This window comes from Endozoicomonas atrinae, assembly GCF_001647025.1.
GTDB lineage: Bacteria > Pseudomonadota > Gammaproteobacteria > Pseudomonadales > Endozoicomonadaceae > Endozoicomonas > Endozoicomonas atrinae.
Window position 1 is genome coordinate 1 of sequence record NZ_LUKQ02000129.1, and the last position, 16246, is coordinate 16246.

Here is a 16246-nt window from a genome sequence, read left to right on the forward strand (position 1 = left end):
TACTGTCCAGAGCAGACTTAACTATGATTTCCATGAGAGGAGGTATCAACAGATAGATTATTAGGATTCTCTACTCTGGTTGATTCCTCTCATGGTTGCCTATTTCGGAAAACTGTCCGGACTATTGTAAATAGTACATGCCTGATTAACTGTATTCTCTGCCTGAAGTATCATTTTAGCTGTTAGTCCCCTTGGACGATGATGCTGTCTAGCCACAACGACACAATTCAGGCAGCGCTGTTGTAAGTGCTAGCAAATCATTCCCAGCGAATTGATCCAGGAGCGGATAATGAATAATTCCAAACAGCGCCAAGAACCGTTGAAAGAAGAGATGCTTCAGTCCATGCGCCGTCTGGCCAGTTCAGTGACGGTGATTTCATCCGCTAATGGTGAACAGCGCCATGCGATGGCAGCTACCGCCGTAACCTCATTGTCTGTTGAGCCTCCTTCACTGCTGGTTTGTGTTAATCAGTCCACGGCCATGCATGCGCTCCTGGAAGAAGGTGTGGATTTCTGCGTCAATATTCTCAGCCGTGACCAGGAAGAAGTTTCTGCCATGTGTGGCGGTAAGGCCCATGGGGAAGACCGCTTTCTGACGGGCAACTGGAAGGACAGTGAAGAAGGGCTTCCTTATTTGAGTGATGCCCAGTCAGTGCTGATCTGTGAGCAGGATGGGAAATACAGTTACGGTACCCATACGATTTATATAGGTCGTATCAAACAGATTCAGAACAGCGAAGAGATCAGTCCGTTGATTTATGTTGATGGCCGTTATACGACCTCTGCCGAGGCGGTAACAGCCTGATTTAGTCACCCCTTTTTATATAAAAAATAATAAAAAGAAGAGAGACCTTATGAGTCGTCCATCCGAAGAACGAAATGCTTTAAAGGTAGATAGTGCTGACCAGATCCAGTGGCACGATGAGCGTGATGTTGTCGTGGTTGGTTTTGGTGGTTCGGGTGTGGCGGCTGCTCTTGAGGCTCGTTACCACCGTGTTTCTGTATTGGCTCTGGATCGCTTTTTTGGTGGAGGTGCTACAGCACGCAGTGGTGGCGTCGTTTACTCGGGTGGTGGTACCGAGTTTCAAAAAGCCGAGGGCTTTGAGGATACCCCGGAAGAGATGTTTAACTATCTCAGGCAGGAGACTGGGGATGCGGTAAAAGAGGAAACACTTAAGCGCTTCTGTGATCAGAGTGCGACGAATCTGCGTTGGCTGCAGAGCCATAACGTTGAGTTCTCTGGTCAAATCCCACCGGTGAAAACGTCCTATCCAAGTGATAAGTACTATCTCTATTACTCCGGTAATGAGGCGGTCGGAAGTTATGCAAAGCATGCGAAGCCTGCTCCCCGGGGACATCGGGCGAAAGGTCCGGGTCTTTCCGGTGCCTCTCTGTTTGCACCGTTAAAAGCTTCCGCCCTCGCCAGGGGGGTTGAATTACAGGTTCAAAGTGATGTTCGTCGTCTGGTGTGTGATGAATCCGGAGCAGTACTCGGTGTAGAAGTTCGTCGTTTGATGCCCGGTACTAAAGCAGCGCGCAGTCATAAACGGTGGTCTAATCTGGCGACGGCTATTCATAATTATTCTCCCAAGCTTGCTTTCAAGGTCCGTGGCAAGGTTCGGGCTCTCGAAGAAAGTGCCGGAGTTGTTCAATACATTCGCGCCAGAAAAGGGGTGATTCTGACTGCGGGTGGTTTCATCTTTAACCGTGAAATGGTCAAACAGTACGGCCCAAAATATCAGGAAGGTTTATCACTGGGAACCACAGGTTGCGACGGCAGTGGTATTCAGATGGGCATGGGCGCGGATGCAGCGATTGATCGAATGGATAAGCTGAGTGCTTGGCGATTTATTAACCCCCCACTGGCCTGGGCACAGGGGATTGTGGTTAATGATCACGGCAAGCGTTACTGCAATGAAGAGGTTTATGGGGCCAAACTGGGCTATGAGATGGTTGAGCATCACAATGGCCGTGCAACACTGATTCTTAATAAAGACCTCTTCAAACAGGCATTTAATCAGGTGTTGCCAGGTAAGATCTGGTTTTTTCAGACTGCTCCAGCCTTGATGAGCATGTATCTGAACTGCAAGAAGGCCAGTTCAATTGCTGAACTGGCGAAAAAGATTAAGGTTCCTGAAGGTGTACTGGCTGACACAATCCAGCGTTATACCGATGCAGCAAATGGCCTTGCAGAAGATGAGTTAGGTAAGTCCAGCGGATTTCTGGCGCCTCTGGATCAGGGCCCCTGGTATGCAATGGATATTTCCTTCAATAGTTCTGTTTTCCCGTGCCCAATGATTACCCTGGGCGGTCTCAAAGTAAATGAGGCGACGGGACAGGTGCTGAATCAACAGGGTGAAGAGATTTCCGGACTCTACTCTGCTGGTAGAAATGCCATCGGTGTCGCCTCTAATTTGTACGTCAGCGGTCTTTCTATAGCGGATTGCATCTTTTCCGGCCGCCGGGCAGGCAGCAGCGTTGCCAAAGTAGATGAAGTGTTGGTAAACACAGCAGAGCAGTCAGACAGTAAGGAGACAGTTCATGAAGCGGGTTGATGGAAAGGTTTGTATTATCACCGGTGCTGCCAGTGGTATGGGTAAAGAAGATGCACTGCTGTTCGCTGCTGAAGGTGCGAAGGTGGTACTGACAGATCTGAATGAAGACGCGGGTAAAGCGCTGGCTGCAGAGATTGGTGAAAATGCCCTGTTTATCCGTCAGGATATCAGCAGTGAAGCAGATTGGCAGAACGTCATAAAAGAGACTCTGAACGTATTTGGTCGGTTGGATGTGCTGGTGAATAATGCCGGAATTCTGATTCCGGGCTCTATTGAAGATACCTCTCTCGAGCTGTGGCAGAAGATTAACCGGGTTAATGCGGATGGTTATTTTCTTGGCTGTAAGTATGCCGTAAAGGCGATGAAAGAGACCGGTGGCGGCTCCATTATTAATATGTCGTCCGTTGCAGCACTGGCAGGTATGCCACATTTCTGTGCATACTCTGCTTCCAAGGGGGCAGTCACTGCTCTGACCCGCGCTGTGGCGATCCACTGCCGCGAGCGGGGCTACCGGATACGCTGTAACAGTGTTCATCCCGATGGGGTTGATACCCCCATGACTCAGCCCTTTACCGGCGGGCCACAGTCGGAAGAAATAAAAAACGATCCGAAAAGTCGGATGTGTGATCCGAAAGAGATTGCCAATCTGGTATTGTTCCTGGCATCAGACGAATCCAGGTTTATCAACGGCAGTGAGCTGAAAATTGATAACGCCCAGACGGTATCAGGGCTTTGACAGGAGTTGAGTGATGAGTAGTTCAGAAGCTATAGCGGCTCAAGAGGTGGCACAAGAGAGTGCACCAAAACAGCGCTACCATCGTCTGGAAGTAGCTGCAGTCATCGAAGAAACCCACGATAGCAAGTCCGTGGTCTTCAGTATTCCAAAAGAGGCCAGGGAACAGTTTGAATATCTGCCCGGTCAGTTCCTGACGCTGAAAGTGCCTTATCAGGGTAAACAGCTGACCCGCTGTTACTCTCTGGCCAGCTCCCCTCATGTGGATCCGGAACATAAGGTGACCATCAAGCGGGTGGATGGTGGTCGTATTTCCAACTGGATTAATGATGTCGTAAAAGCGGGTGATCTGATTGAAGTGATGGTGCCGGCCGGGCTGTTCCATCTCACTGATAAAACGCCTCCGGGGGATATTGTCCTTTTTGGTGGTGGTTCCGGGATTACGCCTGTTTTCTCGATTCTCAAGTCAGCGCTTAAAACAACGGATCGCAGGATCAAGCTTATATACGCTAATCGTGATGATCAGTCGGTGATTTTCAAGGATGAAATGAAAGCCATTGCGGCTGACCATATTGATCGTCTTGAAGTGGTCCATATTCTGGACTCTGTTCACGGTTTCCTGACCCAGCCCATGGTGAAGCAGCTGGTGAGCGGACATGAGAATGGTGAGTACTTTATCTGTGGTCCCGGCCCTTTCATGGATACGGTTGAGTCTACCCTGATCGGTCTGGGTGAGCCCCGTGAAAGGATTCATACTGAACGCTTTGTATCTCCACCGGATCCCGATCAGGCAGAAGCGGCTGCCGAGGAAGCGCGGGCTGCTGCGGAAGGCTCAACAACCACTCAGTTTGTCGCTGAGCTGGACGGTGAGGTGCATGAAGTGGCCTATGAAAAAGGGGATACCCTGCTTCAGTCCATGCAGAAAGTGGACCTTGATGCGCCGGCATCCTGTGAAGAAGGCATGTGTGGTGCCTGTATGTGCATGGTAGAAAGTGGTGAGACCCAGCTGGCCCTGAATGAGGTGCTTTCAGAAGCTGAGCTGGCGGAGGGATGGACATTAGCCTGTCAGAGTCGTCCATTGACCAATGATGTCAAGGTCAAGTTCCCCGATTGAGCCATTTAATACCAATCGTGCTTTCTAACTCCCGTGATGAGCATGAAGATTTGAGCCTTAAGACAAGGCGGCGTGAGGAGTCATAGCCAGAGCTATGGCGACGATCGCCAACGCAGGATTAAGGCTCAAATCTTCAGCGCAATAGGGAGTTAGAAAGTTCGATTGGTATAAGCCACTAAGCTTACAAAACGCACAAAGAAAGAAAAGCTTTTTAAACCGCGAAGCTTACAAAGCGCACAGATCCATCCTTGTTCCTGCGCTGAAATGTGGGAACGAGGAAAACATTATCTTTTACTTTGTGAGCTTCGTGATCTCTGTGGTTCAAAAAAATAAGAACGGCCGGTTATGATTGATCTGCAAGCAGTAAATACAATTCCTGATCTGATGGATGCCGCAGCTGATACCTATGGTAGCCGGTCTGCGGTTGAAGATGAAAATATTACGCTGAGTTTTACAGAGCTGAATGAACTTCGGCTAAAAGCAGCTGCTTCTCTGCTTTCCATGGGGATCGAGCGAGGGGATCGCATAGCGGTCTGGGCGCCCAATATTTATGAGTGGATAGTGGCGGCTTCTGCACTGCAGACCGTCGGAGCAGCACTCGTTCCTTTGAATACCCGGATGAAGGGTTCTGAAGCAGGGTATGTGCTCCGTGCCAGTGGTGCGAAACTGCTGTTCTGTATTGATCAGTTTCTCGGCTGTCAGTATCCCGCCATGCTTGAGGGTGAACAACTGCCTGAGCTGGAGACCATGGTAACCTTCCGTGGCCAGGGAACTGAAAGCTGTATTTCCTGGGACGATTTTCTGAAAAAGTCTGATGACGTTGGTCCTGCAGATGTTCAGGACAGGCAGCAGCAGCTATCGCCTGACACCATGTCTGATCTGCTGTTTACTTCTGGAACCACCGGGAAGCCGAAAGGAGTGATGACCTGTCATGGCCAGAATCTGCGGATTGTTGAAGACTACAGTGAGATTCTCGGTCTGCAGGAAGGGGATCGCTATTTAATTGTTAACCCATTCTTTCACTCTTTTGGTTACAAGGCGGGATGGATGTCAGCCCTGATGAGGGGCTGTACCATATTACCCCTGCAGGTGTTCGATGTACCCACCATTTTGCAGATGGTATCGAACGAAAAAGTGACGGTACTGCCGGGACCTCCGACGCTCTATCAATCGATCCTGGCTCATCCGCAGCTGGACAGATTTGATATGGCGTCACTGCGGGTTGCCGTCACCGGAGCAGCAGCAATTCCTGTATCCATGATTCATCAAATGCGTGATGAACTTGGTTTTGACACCATTATCACGGCTTATGGCCTCACTGAAGTCTGCGGCTTTGCAACTATCTGTCGTGCAGGTGATGACCCGGAATTGATTGCCAATACTTCCGGCCGTGCCATGCCGGGTATTGAGGTGTGCTGTGTTGACAGTGAAGGAAGTACAGTTGCTGCTGGTACTCCCGGAGAGGTTGTTATTCGGGGGTATAACCTGATGCAGGGTTACTTTGAAAACCCGGAAGCGACGGCTGAGGCCATCGATGCGAATGGCTGGCTGCATACCGGAGATATCGGGGTGATGGATGAGCAGGGTTACCTGAAGATTACTGACCGGATGAAAGATATGTTTATCACCGGCGGTTTCAATGTCTATCCGGCAGAAATTGAAAACCTGATGAGTAACCATAAGGCCATTGCCCAGGTGGCTGTCGTTGGTGTACCCGATGAAAGAATGGGGGAAGTGGCCATGGCCTATATCATTCCTGTTTCCGGTGAGAGTCTCAGCAAGGACGATGTGGTGACTTGGTGTCGACAGGAAATGGCAAACTATAAAGTGCCACGACATGTGGCCATTGTGGATAGCCTGCCAACCAATGCATCCGGCAAGGTGTTGAAGTTTGAACTGCGTGAAAAGGCAAAACTGTACCATCAGCAGGCTTAAGCAGCTAACCTTATGAAATAATAGATTTCTGACTCACTGTTCAGGTGCTCCAGGTTCAGGTGCTCCAGGCAACTGCTTCTTGCGTTGCTCTAATTCCTGCATCCATGCAGTCGTGTGGTGGCAGAAAATTGGTCGAATAATTTTCTGCCATCCTCGCTACCGGGCGCTATTCTGGGAAAGACTCCTGGCTTCTGGGTTCATGCAGTCGGGCTGCATTGCAACGCCGGTTACATAGCAAATACCCATAGAGCATAAAGAGGTTATGCTCCCTCCGTTGCGCCTTGCATAGCACCTGCTCAGGTAGCCAGCAATATTCGATTTCATATGGCCAGCTACTTAAAAGAAAACGGATTTTGGTATGGAAATGCGCTTAAAACTGGTTAACAGGGCTTCAATGTTTTTGTCAGGAGCAGATTTAATATGAATTGCAGCTTGATAAGAGCCCTGTGTATGATGGAGAGTGAGCATTTTGCCATTACCCTTCTCCTGAACCGATTCACGTATGAACTTGAACCATGCCCATGTACCAGAGTAAGTTCGGACACTCTGCTGCTGGCCTGCATCATGAAATGATGAGGTCAGTACTCGTTCATCTTCATCCGTGTGTAAAATACTTTTCTGCCACAATGTAGGGCCATGGCGATAAAGTATTTTGTTATATCCATCTTCCAGCTGGTAATGAGTAGAATCTGAACTCAATGAAAATATCCTGAGATATAAAAATGTATCGACAAGCTCTCCAGTGCCATTGAAAAAGAATTTTTTAATAACTTCAGCACGGCTAAAAAAAGCCTTTAATTCGGGGGTGAAACGGAAACTTTCATGCTCGGAAAGCTGAAGCCGGTTGTTGTTGGTCAGAAAAGGCTCGATATAGTAGGAATAAAAATTTGCTATCCAGCCTGCTGGTCCGAAAGCAGCGTGAAATTTGTCAGGCTCTATTTGCAGTGAGCCATTGCCATAAACCGGGAACCGGTCGGCAATAGATTGATGCCATGGAATCACCAGCTCTTTTAACCACTGATTCTCTATATATTGTTTAGCGAGCCGGAAATAGACATTTCCCCATTGTGATATCAGCTGTTTGATCCATTGCCGGACGGCCACCGGCTGACCTTCAGCCAGCAACGAAAGCAATTGCACGGGGTGATGCCCGATTAGCAACTGCCGAACCTGCCTGAAAGCAACCTCCCTGGGGTTCTCAGCACTGCGTAAGTGAATAAGGTTTTCAATAATTTCTTCCAGATGCTTATGTAGGTTTCGGAAAAATTCTTCGCCTTTGTTTTCATCAATAAGGCGGTGATAATCAGTAAATGCAAACGCAAGATATTGATTATGATTGTAGGCATCCGTTGATTTATTATAGTTAAGCAGAATATTTTTACCCTCTCTTGTTTTCTCATCTTCGTGACCGGATTCATTGGTTTCAGCTATGTGGAACTTGGTATGGGCTTTAACAACCTCCAAGACGTCCGTCATTGGCGTAACACCCAGTTGGGCAAGGAAAGTCACTGTATCGGTGAGTTCATTGACTGAATTTGATGGACGTAAATGAATACAGCTCAAAAGTTTTTGCCAGTAAGCAATATATTCCTGGGCAAACCGCCTTCTGATCAAATTGATGGTGTTTACCGCTAATTCCGGAGAAACCTGGTCATCAATCCCCTGCATTTTCAGAATATCCTGAATGCTGCTGATAACCAGTGGTGTGTCGGGGTGTAACAGGTTATTATTCCATCCTCTGGCGGTGAACAGTAAAGGCTGATTCATTGTGCAGGAAGCGTCATTACTTATTGCAAAAACATGGTTAAAATGAGGCCCCATCAGATCAGCTACAGGAATTGTTTGTCTGAAATCTTGCATTACCTTGAGCCGGCTATAGATCAAAAGGGCTTCGGTCATGCCGTGTAATGGGCTACGAGCCTTATGAATTAGAGCGGGATCCGGTGCATAGGTGACATAATCATGCAATTCCAGATAATCCTGTAAGTGTTTTTCCAGTCTTTTAGCCGACAATGGGTTTAAATCAGCCGACTCTGCCAGAAGGGGGACGGAACGGTTGATCAATTCACCGGTCACTAGCTGGGAGGGGTCAAAAAGCATCATATAAAGCCGTAGACTTTCAAAAACTGCGAGTGTGCCTCCTTTTTGAATCTGCAGTTTCAGTGCATTGGCCAGCGTGTTAATCAGATAAGGTGCCAGCCTTAACCGCAGCTGCTCATGATAATAATTATTGAGCATTTCCTGCAAAGGCAGGAGGCTTTGACGGCTGGCCATTAACAGCCGGGGTAATTGCTCATAGGCTTCAAGTAAGTCTGCCAGTGAATTGAGCTTCTCCAGCATAACGGGCAGTGAACTGATCCGGCCTTGATCATGCACCAGCAGATCCGTATTGGTATTGTAAGCCCGGATAACCTGTTTTGTCTGATTAGTAAACTCCTTTCCTGCAAGATAGTTGTTGTATAACCACCAGCCGGAAAGATACAGCAAAAGGCAGTAGAAGCTGTAACCACAGAGGCTTGACACTCGATATAAAAATTGAGCCTTTTTACTTACGCCAGCCCTGGCGGCCATTGGAGACAGAAAGTGCTGGAAAATATTTCGCAGGAATGAACTCTGATACTCAGAGTTGGCGGTCTCGAATTTCTCCCTGCCACCTGAAGAAAAACGGGAATGACAATAGGTGGCTACACAATCATAACGCCTGTTATCGGTGCTATTACTTGGCGGGCAGATGAAATATCCGGCAATATCTATCCCGTTAGTTAGTAAGGATTCAGAATAACGAGTGACAAGCGGTTGTATTTGACTGCCGAACGTTGACAGTTGAAACAGCGTTTCCAAGCTATCATCAGCAGCGTGTTGGCTATTGTAAATCAGTCCGATGAATTCAGATTGACGAAAAAATATCTGTTGCAGCAGCTTCTGCCAGGATAAGTAAAACCAGTGCCCAATGTCAGCAGTACTGTCTTTTGGTCGAATAGCCCCTAATGGACTGACAAGTTCATCCCGATGCAGACTTTTACAAAAGCTTTCAAACCCGGCTAACTGGCTTATTCCGGAGAACATGAAGAGGGTCGGCAGTTTTTGCTGTGATGAAGAAGCTGCATGGCAGGAATGCTTATAGATACAGCCAAAATAGGCTTCCTGCTTTTCGGGGGGCATTGAGAGAATGTCCAATGGTAAATCAAAAAGAACGCCATTAAAAGGCTGCCGAGGCCGACTGCTTTTCACCAGGGCAAGCATGGTATTCCAGCTCAGGTTGTTATCTTCCAGTGCTTTCAGTTTATTGATATGGAGCAATAAGCACTCTTTACCGTGCCAGGCCTCTACAAACTTTTCCTTGGCAATATGAGGCATGAATAGCTCAAGCCCCAGGGTGTGAAAAAGCTGATCCAGAGCCTGGTTGTTATCAGAAAAAACCAGAAATAATGGCCGATGGTATCGATTGCTACGGCTCACTTTCTTGGCTAAAAAATCGGATATATAGCTATGTATTTCACGCTCATGGCGTTCACTCCGCTTCTGCAGCAGGGAAAAACATAATCCGAAGCAAAGAAAAACACAGCCACCTACGATCAGCGAGTAAAAAGTGATTATCCATTTCAGGACAAATGCAAGCAAAGCCAGTGGGACTAAAGAAACAGCCCCCACAATAAAACACGTTAACTTAAGGATTCTTATTAAATAAGTGCTCATAAATAGTTTCCGTAGTGGTTAATTGATAACCATCAGTCGGTTGGTTTGAAACATTCCGGGCATCTTCGAGTGTGACAATACCAATAGTTTTCTGCTCATAGATCAAAATGCCACCAATCATAAATAGAAAGATAAAAGTACCCCAAAAAAACAACAGGGTTCGTCGATAGGGAAACGATCTTAAGGGCTGGAATTCTTTCTGAGCTGACTTGAACCCCAGCTTCATTTTTTGCAATACACCCTGCTTTATGAACAGATGATAGAGATTTACCTGCAGTGAATTCAGTCCTTCCCGTTTTCCATCACTGAACTGACCACTAAAGCCAAACTTGAAACAGATAAAAGAGAGAAATAACAGATCCATATGTTTATCAGGAGTTTTCAGGCTCTCATCAATAATCTCAAAGACATATCTGCCTGCATCCCTTCTTTTGAATAAACGACTGCACAATGTTTCTTCCAGCCAGAAACGGCTTCCCCAGGATGTTGCCATGATTAACTCATCCAGCGTTGCTGCAAGTATCAACGCAGCCTGCTTTATATCCCGATGCTGAACCTCTCTCTCATAGTGCTGCAGCTGGTTCTGGATACTATCGTAAAAGACGGAAATGCTGGTGGGTGACTCGAGCCGTTTAATAGCATTGATCAGAGTCAGCAGTGGCAATGCTCCATCTACGAGTAGATTTCCGGTATGAATCGGTATCATACCGTTTATGGGGTCAAGCTCATTCTCCGGCAGCTCAGGCAGAACACTATCCGGACTGTCATCATCAGGATTGGCAACACTGTCGAACATGGGGATTCCTCCTCAAGCCGTTTGAATCATGAAAAGCCTGACGTTCGGATCACCCAGCTGTTTATCAAAATGCAGAGCGAGATGGGTACAGTCTTTGATCAGGGGGTCGCTGAGATCAATGACAAAAGTCTGGCAATTCGGTAAACACAACTCTATCGGAGGCATCGCCAATGGCTTCAGTTTGAGTCCCGATATGGCTGCTTTTAATAGTGATTGAATCCTGTGCTGGGGCGCAACCGTCACAAACCGGGGTATATTGGCCATTAGCCATCCTGAATCAGCGCCTGGAATTTCAAAAGAAAGAACGCACTGAACATTTGCATCAAGAGCTGTGGGTATGGCAGCTGCCAGGATTCTCTCCATTTGGAAGGCAGAGTGGTCAAGTGGGACTTCCATTACAGAGTCGCGAGAGACTACATCCATTGCATTAATAAGTTGTTCGAATATTTCTGGTAAAACATCGCCCAGTAAATCCGGGTGTAAGGCTTTTGGTGTGGGGATTTCACAGCCAGTCAGTCCAGAAAGCCCACCAGCCATGGAGAAAAGCTCATGATAAAGTTCGTGGGGAAAAAGGTGAGGGCGTGACATCAAAACAGCAAGGCGTGCCTGCCATTGACTAAAACACATACTCCATAAGCGATCCTGCAATAATGAATACTCACTTTTAAACTTCTTGCCACTATCCAGCCTGAAAGCAACAGCACTGGCCATCTGGTTGATTCTACCAAACAGCTGTTCCACCTTATCCATTACAACACGGGATATGTGTAAATTAATGGCGGAAGGAATAAAGCTGCTATCCAGCTGAATAGCACCGTTACCATCAAAATGGGAAATCCGGGCTACGTTCAGGCCCACATAACCTTCCGTGGATTTACCGGAAAAATTTAATTGAAAATTTGGACGGGCCATATCTACATGGGCAACGGGAGCATCGGGAATAACACAGTCAACCAGATCCTGAGAATAAAACCGATAACGATGTTGTGTTGAATCACCAATAACTGAACAGCCTTCACGGGTTACTGGTAAAACAAGGGTAACAACAGCGTCACTGGTTGCTGGTGGAGGCGTGGTGGTTAAAGGTTCATCGAGAAGAAAAGGGGTGTTATCCGGAAGTATTCCTCTGGCATAACGGATGCAGAACTTGCCTGATTTCAACAACTCTACATCAATTTCCAATGAGGTAAAGCCAAAACAAACCGGGTTCATCAGCTCATAATACTGACCCGCAAGGTACTGTGTGAATCGGTTTTGCTGTTGAAAGTGCTGGGGGGTCATGAAAGCACCTTCAAGCCAGCACACAGGATAGGGTTTCAATATATCAGTCCTCAGATATCAACGATAAAATAAAGGGAATTATCAGAAAATAGACTCTTCACTTGCAGCGCTCTATCAGCCCCTTGGTGTTATTCAATAAAATATTAAAGCACTGTTTTTTTCTGGGCTGAACAGGGAGCCAATGCCGTGTAGTCGCCTTTTCAAAGTTACTGAAAAAATAAAGTAATCCAATAAAGTCCGTATCAGGCTCAGGTTTGATGGTTTTGGTAACCGTGTCTCCGGGTTTGATCGGAAAAGTTTGTTCAAGATAGATCAGATCTTCTCCCAGTGCTTTTGCAGGCTCATTATATAAAGATTTGAAATCAAGAGACTGAAAGTGATCAATGTTCTTTAGTTGTACAACCTGAATAAACAAAGGGTGTTGCTCAACGCCCGAATATGGGTTTAATTGTTCACTGGCTTTTATGTTGATTCTAATGGTTTTTTTTGGCGTTAGTCCACTGGTGCAGCCGATAAGTGTGGTAAATAACAAAGCCAATGGCAACTTGATGGCATATCTGATCATTGCGTCTCCGGGTTAAAAAATGACATCAACTGAATTATTAACTGTGAGAAAACCTGTTTTCCTATTACCACCTCATTGGATAATAAAAGAGAGTGTATTTTTGCCTGGTATTGTTTGCTGCAAGTAATAAAGCATTTTTCAGGTTGAAAAATGAGAAATCGAGCTCCTGCTCTTGCCGTTGAATTCAACCACCCACCAATACTGAGGGACACCCCATGACGATAACTCCTCCGTGAGCTGTGGAATCTCCCATCCTGGACAGTGGCCGTTTATTTACAAGCACTGATTTACTGCAGCCAACAATCAAGTCCGGTGGTCCAACACATACGCACTGCTGGCCAGCGCCAGCCACAGGTAGGCAACCAATCAGCACGGTGGGCACAGAAGTCGATGGTAACACCGGCCCTCCTACGTGCGGTATTGGAGGCACTGCGGGCGTTTGCATCGGGCACATATGCATATCCATAACACGGGCTGCAGGCATCATACATTATATTCCTTCCGGTGAAAGAGAGAGTAAATCATCTTTTTGCATACCCTCCACCAGCCTGATTCCCAGGTTGATAAATCGAGGGTAGAGCGTATTGCTATGTTTGGCATCCTCAACCAGTCCTGCCAGTTGAATAGCCCCGGATACCGCCTGACCGAACAAGGAGGGACTGGGGCTGACATCCGGTGCACCTTCGGGAGTAATGCTTCCGCCACTCCAGAATATTGCCTGTCCCAGCCAGGCAACAGGGGATTTTACGCCAAGAACGTGCAGGTTTTTTTCATGTATCCGACGGTGATTATCCGTGGGTTCCTTTAACCAGGATTCAATGTCCTCAAGGACATTTATCTCTTGTTTGCTCCATGACACGGGAGCATGATTCAGACAAGCGTAACCCCAGGTAATGGAAAAATCTTTTTTAAGGCAATGCGCTAAAAAAGTGATTGCAGCGCCAAAGCATTGTTCAGTCAACAAAACGGAAAGCAGATGGCTTGGCTTATTCACCTCTTGTGCCAGCTCGACAAGCGGTTCATCAAAATCATACAGTTCCAGAAGTCTGGGCAGGTCATCAGACAGCAAGGCACTCATCATCTCAATTAACCATGGTTAACTTACCATTAATAATCAACACCCCGTCACTGTTTAAACTCACACAGGCGTCACCACTGGAAGTGACCATTTTTCCCGTGATATCAACCATCTCTCCACTGAGAGCTGCCAGTTCACCCTTAATGTTAACCATCTTGCCATTGATCTTGGTCATCACATCGGATTCAATCGTCACACGGGTCGCTTTTATGGTAATACCTGATGGGCCGATATTGATTTCGCTATTCCCTGAGCTAAGAGTAATACCTGAACTCCCTTCAATAGTAATCTTCTGTCCCTTGACCATGGTGTCAGAAGTAGATGAATAGCTGGCATTAGCTTTGGATTCGATAGTTAGATCAGCTCCGGATGAAAAAGCCAGATTCTTTTCTGTATTCATGGTTTGATTGCCAACCACAGTGGAGACCATGTCATTGACAACTTCCAGCAGCATGTCTTTCTGGCTTCTAATGTAAAATTCTTCCTGATCCTTGGTATCGTTCAACCTCACCTCGTGTCCTTCAGTGCCATCCGGCATGGAGAGGGTCTTAAACCCGGTAAAATGACCTTCATCGTAGGGCCTTTTGTGAAGACCGTTAAACAGGCTCCCTGTCACTACAGGCTGATCGGGGTCGCCATCAATAAAACAGACGACTACTTCCTGTCCGACACGAGGCAATACCGAGGCTCCAAAATCAGTCCCTGCCAGTGATTGAGCCACCGGTATCCAGCAGGAGCATTGATCACCCTCTGTTGTTTCTGAGGTATCCCAATGAAAACGAACTTTAATATCCCCCTGCTCATTATGATAAACCTCCTGACTGTCGGGTCCTGAAACCAACGCCGTTTGTATGCCGTAAATTCTGGGCTTGCTGAGGACAGGAGGGACAAAAGGATAGTCAATATTGATACAGGTAAAGGCGTTGGAATATTCCTTTTGCCGGTTTTCAGATTGTTCGGTCACAGCGCAATGAAACTGATGAGTGATCTGATCAATATAATACTCTCCCTGCTGGTCAGAATCTGGATGACAGCGTATCTCAAACTTTGTACCAGAGCGCAGTTGAGGTTGCGAACTCGTACAATTGGCGCAATAGGAAGATAATTGGTTAACAAAGTTCAGGGCTGTCTGGTCAGCCAGCGACGGGTGGCCAATGCGGGAATCCCAAAGCGTAGTGCCACTGGAAGGCGTTATTCCTGAGCTTATGTCTGATCGGACGCTTGAACTCCTGATCACTGCTGCTTGCTCACGGTTATACCCGGTAGCGACAGCTTCACCGCCATAATGGGGGTGATAAACGGGAGTCCAGCGACGCAGGCTTTTGATTTTATCACTGGCCTCTTCGCCATATTCAACAGGTTCACCTTTGAACTCGGTAAAAGCTTGATTGTTTGAACCAACTACCATGGTATGACTGTCATCAGAATGAGTGAAATAGTAGAGCTTACCCTCTTCACTGAGGAGTCTGGATATAAATTCAAGATCAGTCTCCTGATACTGAACGCAAAATATACGGGGTTCTGCATCATCACAATCAACAAACCTGATCGACGTATCAAAGTCATATTCCATGCAGATCTGATCGATAATTTCCCGGAAATCCATGTTCTGAAAAATTCGACTGTTTTTTCGCAGTCCAAGTTCAAATAACCAGGGGCCCAGCTCTATCTCCCATAAAGTTTCACCATTTTCCTTTGAATATTTCCAAAGCTCATTTACGTAACCATTGATAATAAATCGAGTGTCTCGTTGTGCTTCATAACCGGGACGATAGCTGATGGTCAAAGGCTTGTTCATCAGGTCGCTCTCGCTACTGCTATGACGGTCTACTAACACGGTCGCCGTTGCTGTAAACAGTTCACTGAGTTTCTCCCTGACTTCCATCTTTATAGCGATATATTTATTTCCCGAACTGTCTTCAGCAACAAGAGATCTGTTGTCCGGTAAAAAAACACTACTCATTTAAAGCATACCGGTTTGTTGTGAAAGGTTAAAAGTCAATTTTTTATAGTGTACAGGAGCCATAGAGTATATTATAAAAAACGGTTATACGTTTGGTAATGGAAAAAATAGTTGCAGATGGTGATATAAACGATGATTGATGTAATAAGGTTGTTTGTTATAAGTCTGCTGCCTTATTATTTTTAGATCACTATCTGAAACCAGATTTATACAATAGATTCTATCTGACTGAAAGGCTAGTTTTTACATGGAAAAGCCTATAAGAAGTTTTAAGAAATAAATGTTGTGTATATTTTAAAAAATAATAAGAAAATCGAGCCTGTAAATAATTCTGTGTAAACGCCACCAAAACTATTACTCCTTGAACCGGTCAGGAAACATAATTTCAAACCGGTTCATGGCTGCTTTCCAGTTCCTGATCGGCATGGTCCATTTCTCGGAAGCTTTTTCCATGGCCAGATAGATTACCTTCATGACTGACTCATCAGTCCGAAAAATCTTCCGGTTCTTGATCGCCTTACGAATGACGC

General features: G+C 46.5%; 12 protein-coding genes and 1 pseudogene. 5 read left to right on the top strand and 8 right to left on the bottom strand.

The genetic code is table 11. The annotated features are described in order from the left end of the window. Window positions 1–289: 289 nt before the first annotated feature. From AK963_RS16875 to AK963_RS16895, 5 genes are all read left to right on the top strand, one after another. The gene (locus AK963_RS16875; RefSeq protein ID WP_066016616.1) at window positions 290–805 is read left to right on the top strand and encodes a flavin reductase family protein; all 516 of its coding nucleotides are present in this window, start codon (window positions 290–292) and stop codon (window positions 803–805) included. A gap of 49 nt (window positions 806–854) precedes the next feature. Further along, on the top strand, window positions 855–2555 hold the full coding sequence (locus tag AK963_RS16880; protein WP_066016617.1) for an FAD-binding protein: 1701 nt from the start codon (window positions 855–857) through the stop codon (window positions 2553–2555). Then, window positions 2542–3291 carry a glucose 1-dehydrogenase gene (locus AK963_RS16885; RefSeq protein WP_066016618.1) on the top strand — a complete coding sequence of 250 codons (750 nt, stop codon included), beginning with the start codon at window positions 2542–2544 and terminating at the stop codon, window positions 3289–3291. Before AK963_RS16880 ends, AK963_RS16885 begins: the two co-directional genes overlap by 14 nt. A 13-nt stretch (window positions 3292–3304) precedes the next feature. Next, window positions 3305–4402, top strand: a complete 1098-nt coding sequence (locus tag AK963_RS16890; RefSeq protein WP_066016619.1) for a ferredoxin--NADP reductase — start codon at window positions 3305–3307, stop codon at window positions 4400–4402. 345 nt (window positions 4403–4747) lie between these two features. Further along, window positions 4748–6337, top strand: a complete 1590-nt coding sequence (locus tag AK963_RS16895; protein ID WP_066016620.1) for a FadD3 family acyl-CoA ligase — start codon at window positions 4748–4750, stop codon at window positions 6335–6337. Window positions 6338–6673: 336 nt separating this feature from the next. On the opposite strand, the gene AK963_RS16900 is transcribed toward AK963_RS16895, so the two are convergent. The 8 genes and pseudogenes from AK963_RS16900 to AK963_RS35475 all read right to left on the bottom strand — a co-directional run. Continuing rightward, window positions 6674–9796: an ImcF-related family protein gene (locus tag AK963_RS16900; RefSeq protein ID WP_175404551.1), complete on the bottom strand. Its 3123-nt coding sequence runs from the start codon at window positions 9794–9796 to the stop codon at window positions 6674–6676. Window positions 9797–10004: 208 nt separating this feature from the next. Beyond that, the gene (gene icmH / locus AK963_RS16905; RefSeq protein ID WP_066016622.1) at window positions 10005–10829 is read right to left on the bottom strand and encodes a type IVB secretion system protein IcmH/DotU; all 825 of its coding nucleotides are present in this window, start codon (window positions 10827–10829) and stop codon (window positions 10005–10007) included. A gap of 12 nt (window positions 10830–10841) precedes the next feature. Next, window positions 10842–12134, bottom strand: a complete 1293-nt coding sequence (gene tssK / locus AK963_RS16910; protein ID WP_274520532.1) for a type VI secretion system baseplate subunit TssK — start codon at window positions 12132–12134, stop codon at window positions 10842–10844. Between the two features lie 73 nt (window positions 12135–12207). Continuing rightward, window positions 12208–12675, bottom strand: a complete 468-nt coding sequence (tssJ, locus tag AK963_RS16915; protein WP_066016624.1) for a type VI secretion system lipoprotein TssJ — start codon at window positions 12673–12675, stop codon at window positions 12208–12210. Window positions 12676–12859: 184 nt separating this feature from the next. Next, window positions 12860–13162 carry a PAAR domain-containing protein gene (locus tag AK963_RS16920; protein ID WP_083232712.1) on the bottom strand — a complete coding sequence of 101 codons (303 nt, stop codon included), beginning with the start codon at window positions 13160–13162 and terminating at the stop codon, window positions 12860–12862. 3 nt (window positions 13163–13165) lie between these two features. Next, window positions 13166–13756 carry a DUF6931 family protein gene (locus AK963_RS16925; RefSeq protein ID WP_066016626.1) on the bottom strand — a complete coding sequence of 197 codons (591 nt, stop codon included), beginning with the start codon at window positions 13754–13756 and terminating at the stop codon, window positions 13166–13168. Window position 13757: 1 nt separating this feature from the next. Further along, complete coding sequence (locus AK963_RS16930) at window positions 13758–15716, bottom strand: type VI secretion system Vgr family protein (RefSeq protein ID WP_066016627.1); 1959 nt, start codon at window positions 15714–15716, stop codon at window positions 13758–13760. 354 nt (window positions 15717–16070) lie between these two features. Further along, window positions 16071–16246, bottom strand: a pseudogene (locus AK963_RS35475) (IS256 family transposase); the annotation flags it as partial.

Coding starts and splice junctions, on each gene's coding strand:
- AK963_RS16880 (WP_066016617.1), top strand. CDS start 855: ATGAGTCGTCCATCCGAAGAACGAAATGCTTTAAAGGTAGATAGTGCT.
- AK963_RS16875 (WP_066016616.1), top strand. CDS start 290: ATGAATAATTCCAAACAGCGCCAAGAACCGTTGAAAGAAGAGATGCTT.
- AK963_RS16920 (WP_083232712.1), bottom strand. CDS start 13,162: ATGATGCCTGCAGCCCGTGTTATGGATATGCATATGTGCCCGATGCAA.
- icmH (WP_066016622.1), bottom strand. CDS start 10,829: ATGTTCGACAGTGTTGCCAATCCTGATGATGACAGTCCGGATAGTGTT.
- AK963_RS16895 (WP_066016620.1), top strand. CDS start 4,748: ATGATTGATCTGCAAGCAGTAAATACAATTCCTGATCTGATGGATGCC.
- tssJ (WP_066016624.1), bottom strand. CDS start 12,675: ATGATCAGATATGCCATCAAGTTGCCATTGGCTTTGTTATTTACCACA.
- AK963_RS16885 (WP_066016618.1), top strand. CDS start 2,542: ATGAAGCGGGTTGATGGAAAGGTTTGTATTATCACCGGTGCTGCCAGT.
- AK963_RS16890 (WP_066016619.1), top strand. CDS start 3,305: ATGAGTAGTTCAGAAGCTATAGCGGCTCAAGAGGTGGCACAAGAGAGT.
- AK963_RS16930 (WP_066016627.1), bottom strand. CDS start 15,716: ATGAGTAGTGTTTTTTTACCGGACAACAGATCTCTTGTTGCTGAAGAC.
- AK963_RS16925 (WP_066016626.1), bottom strand. CDS start 13,756: ATGATGAGTGCCTTGCTGTCTGATGACCTGCCCAGACTTCTGGAACTG.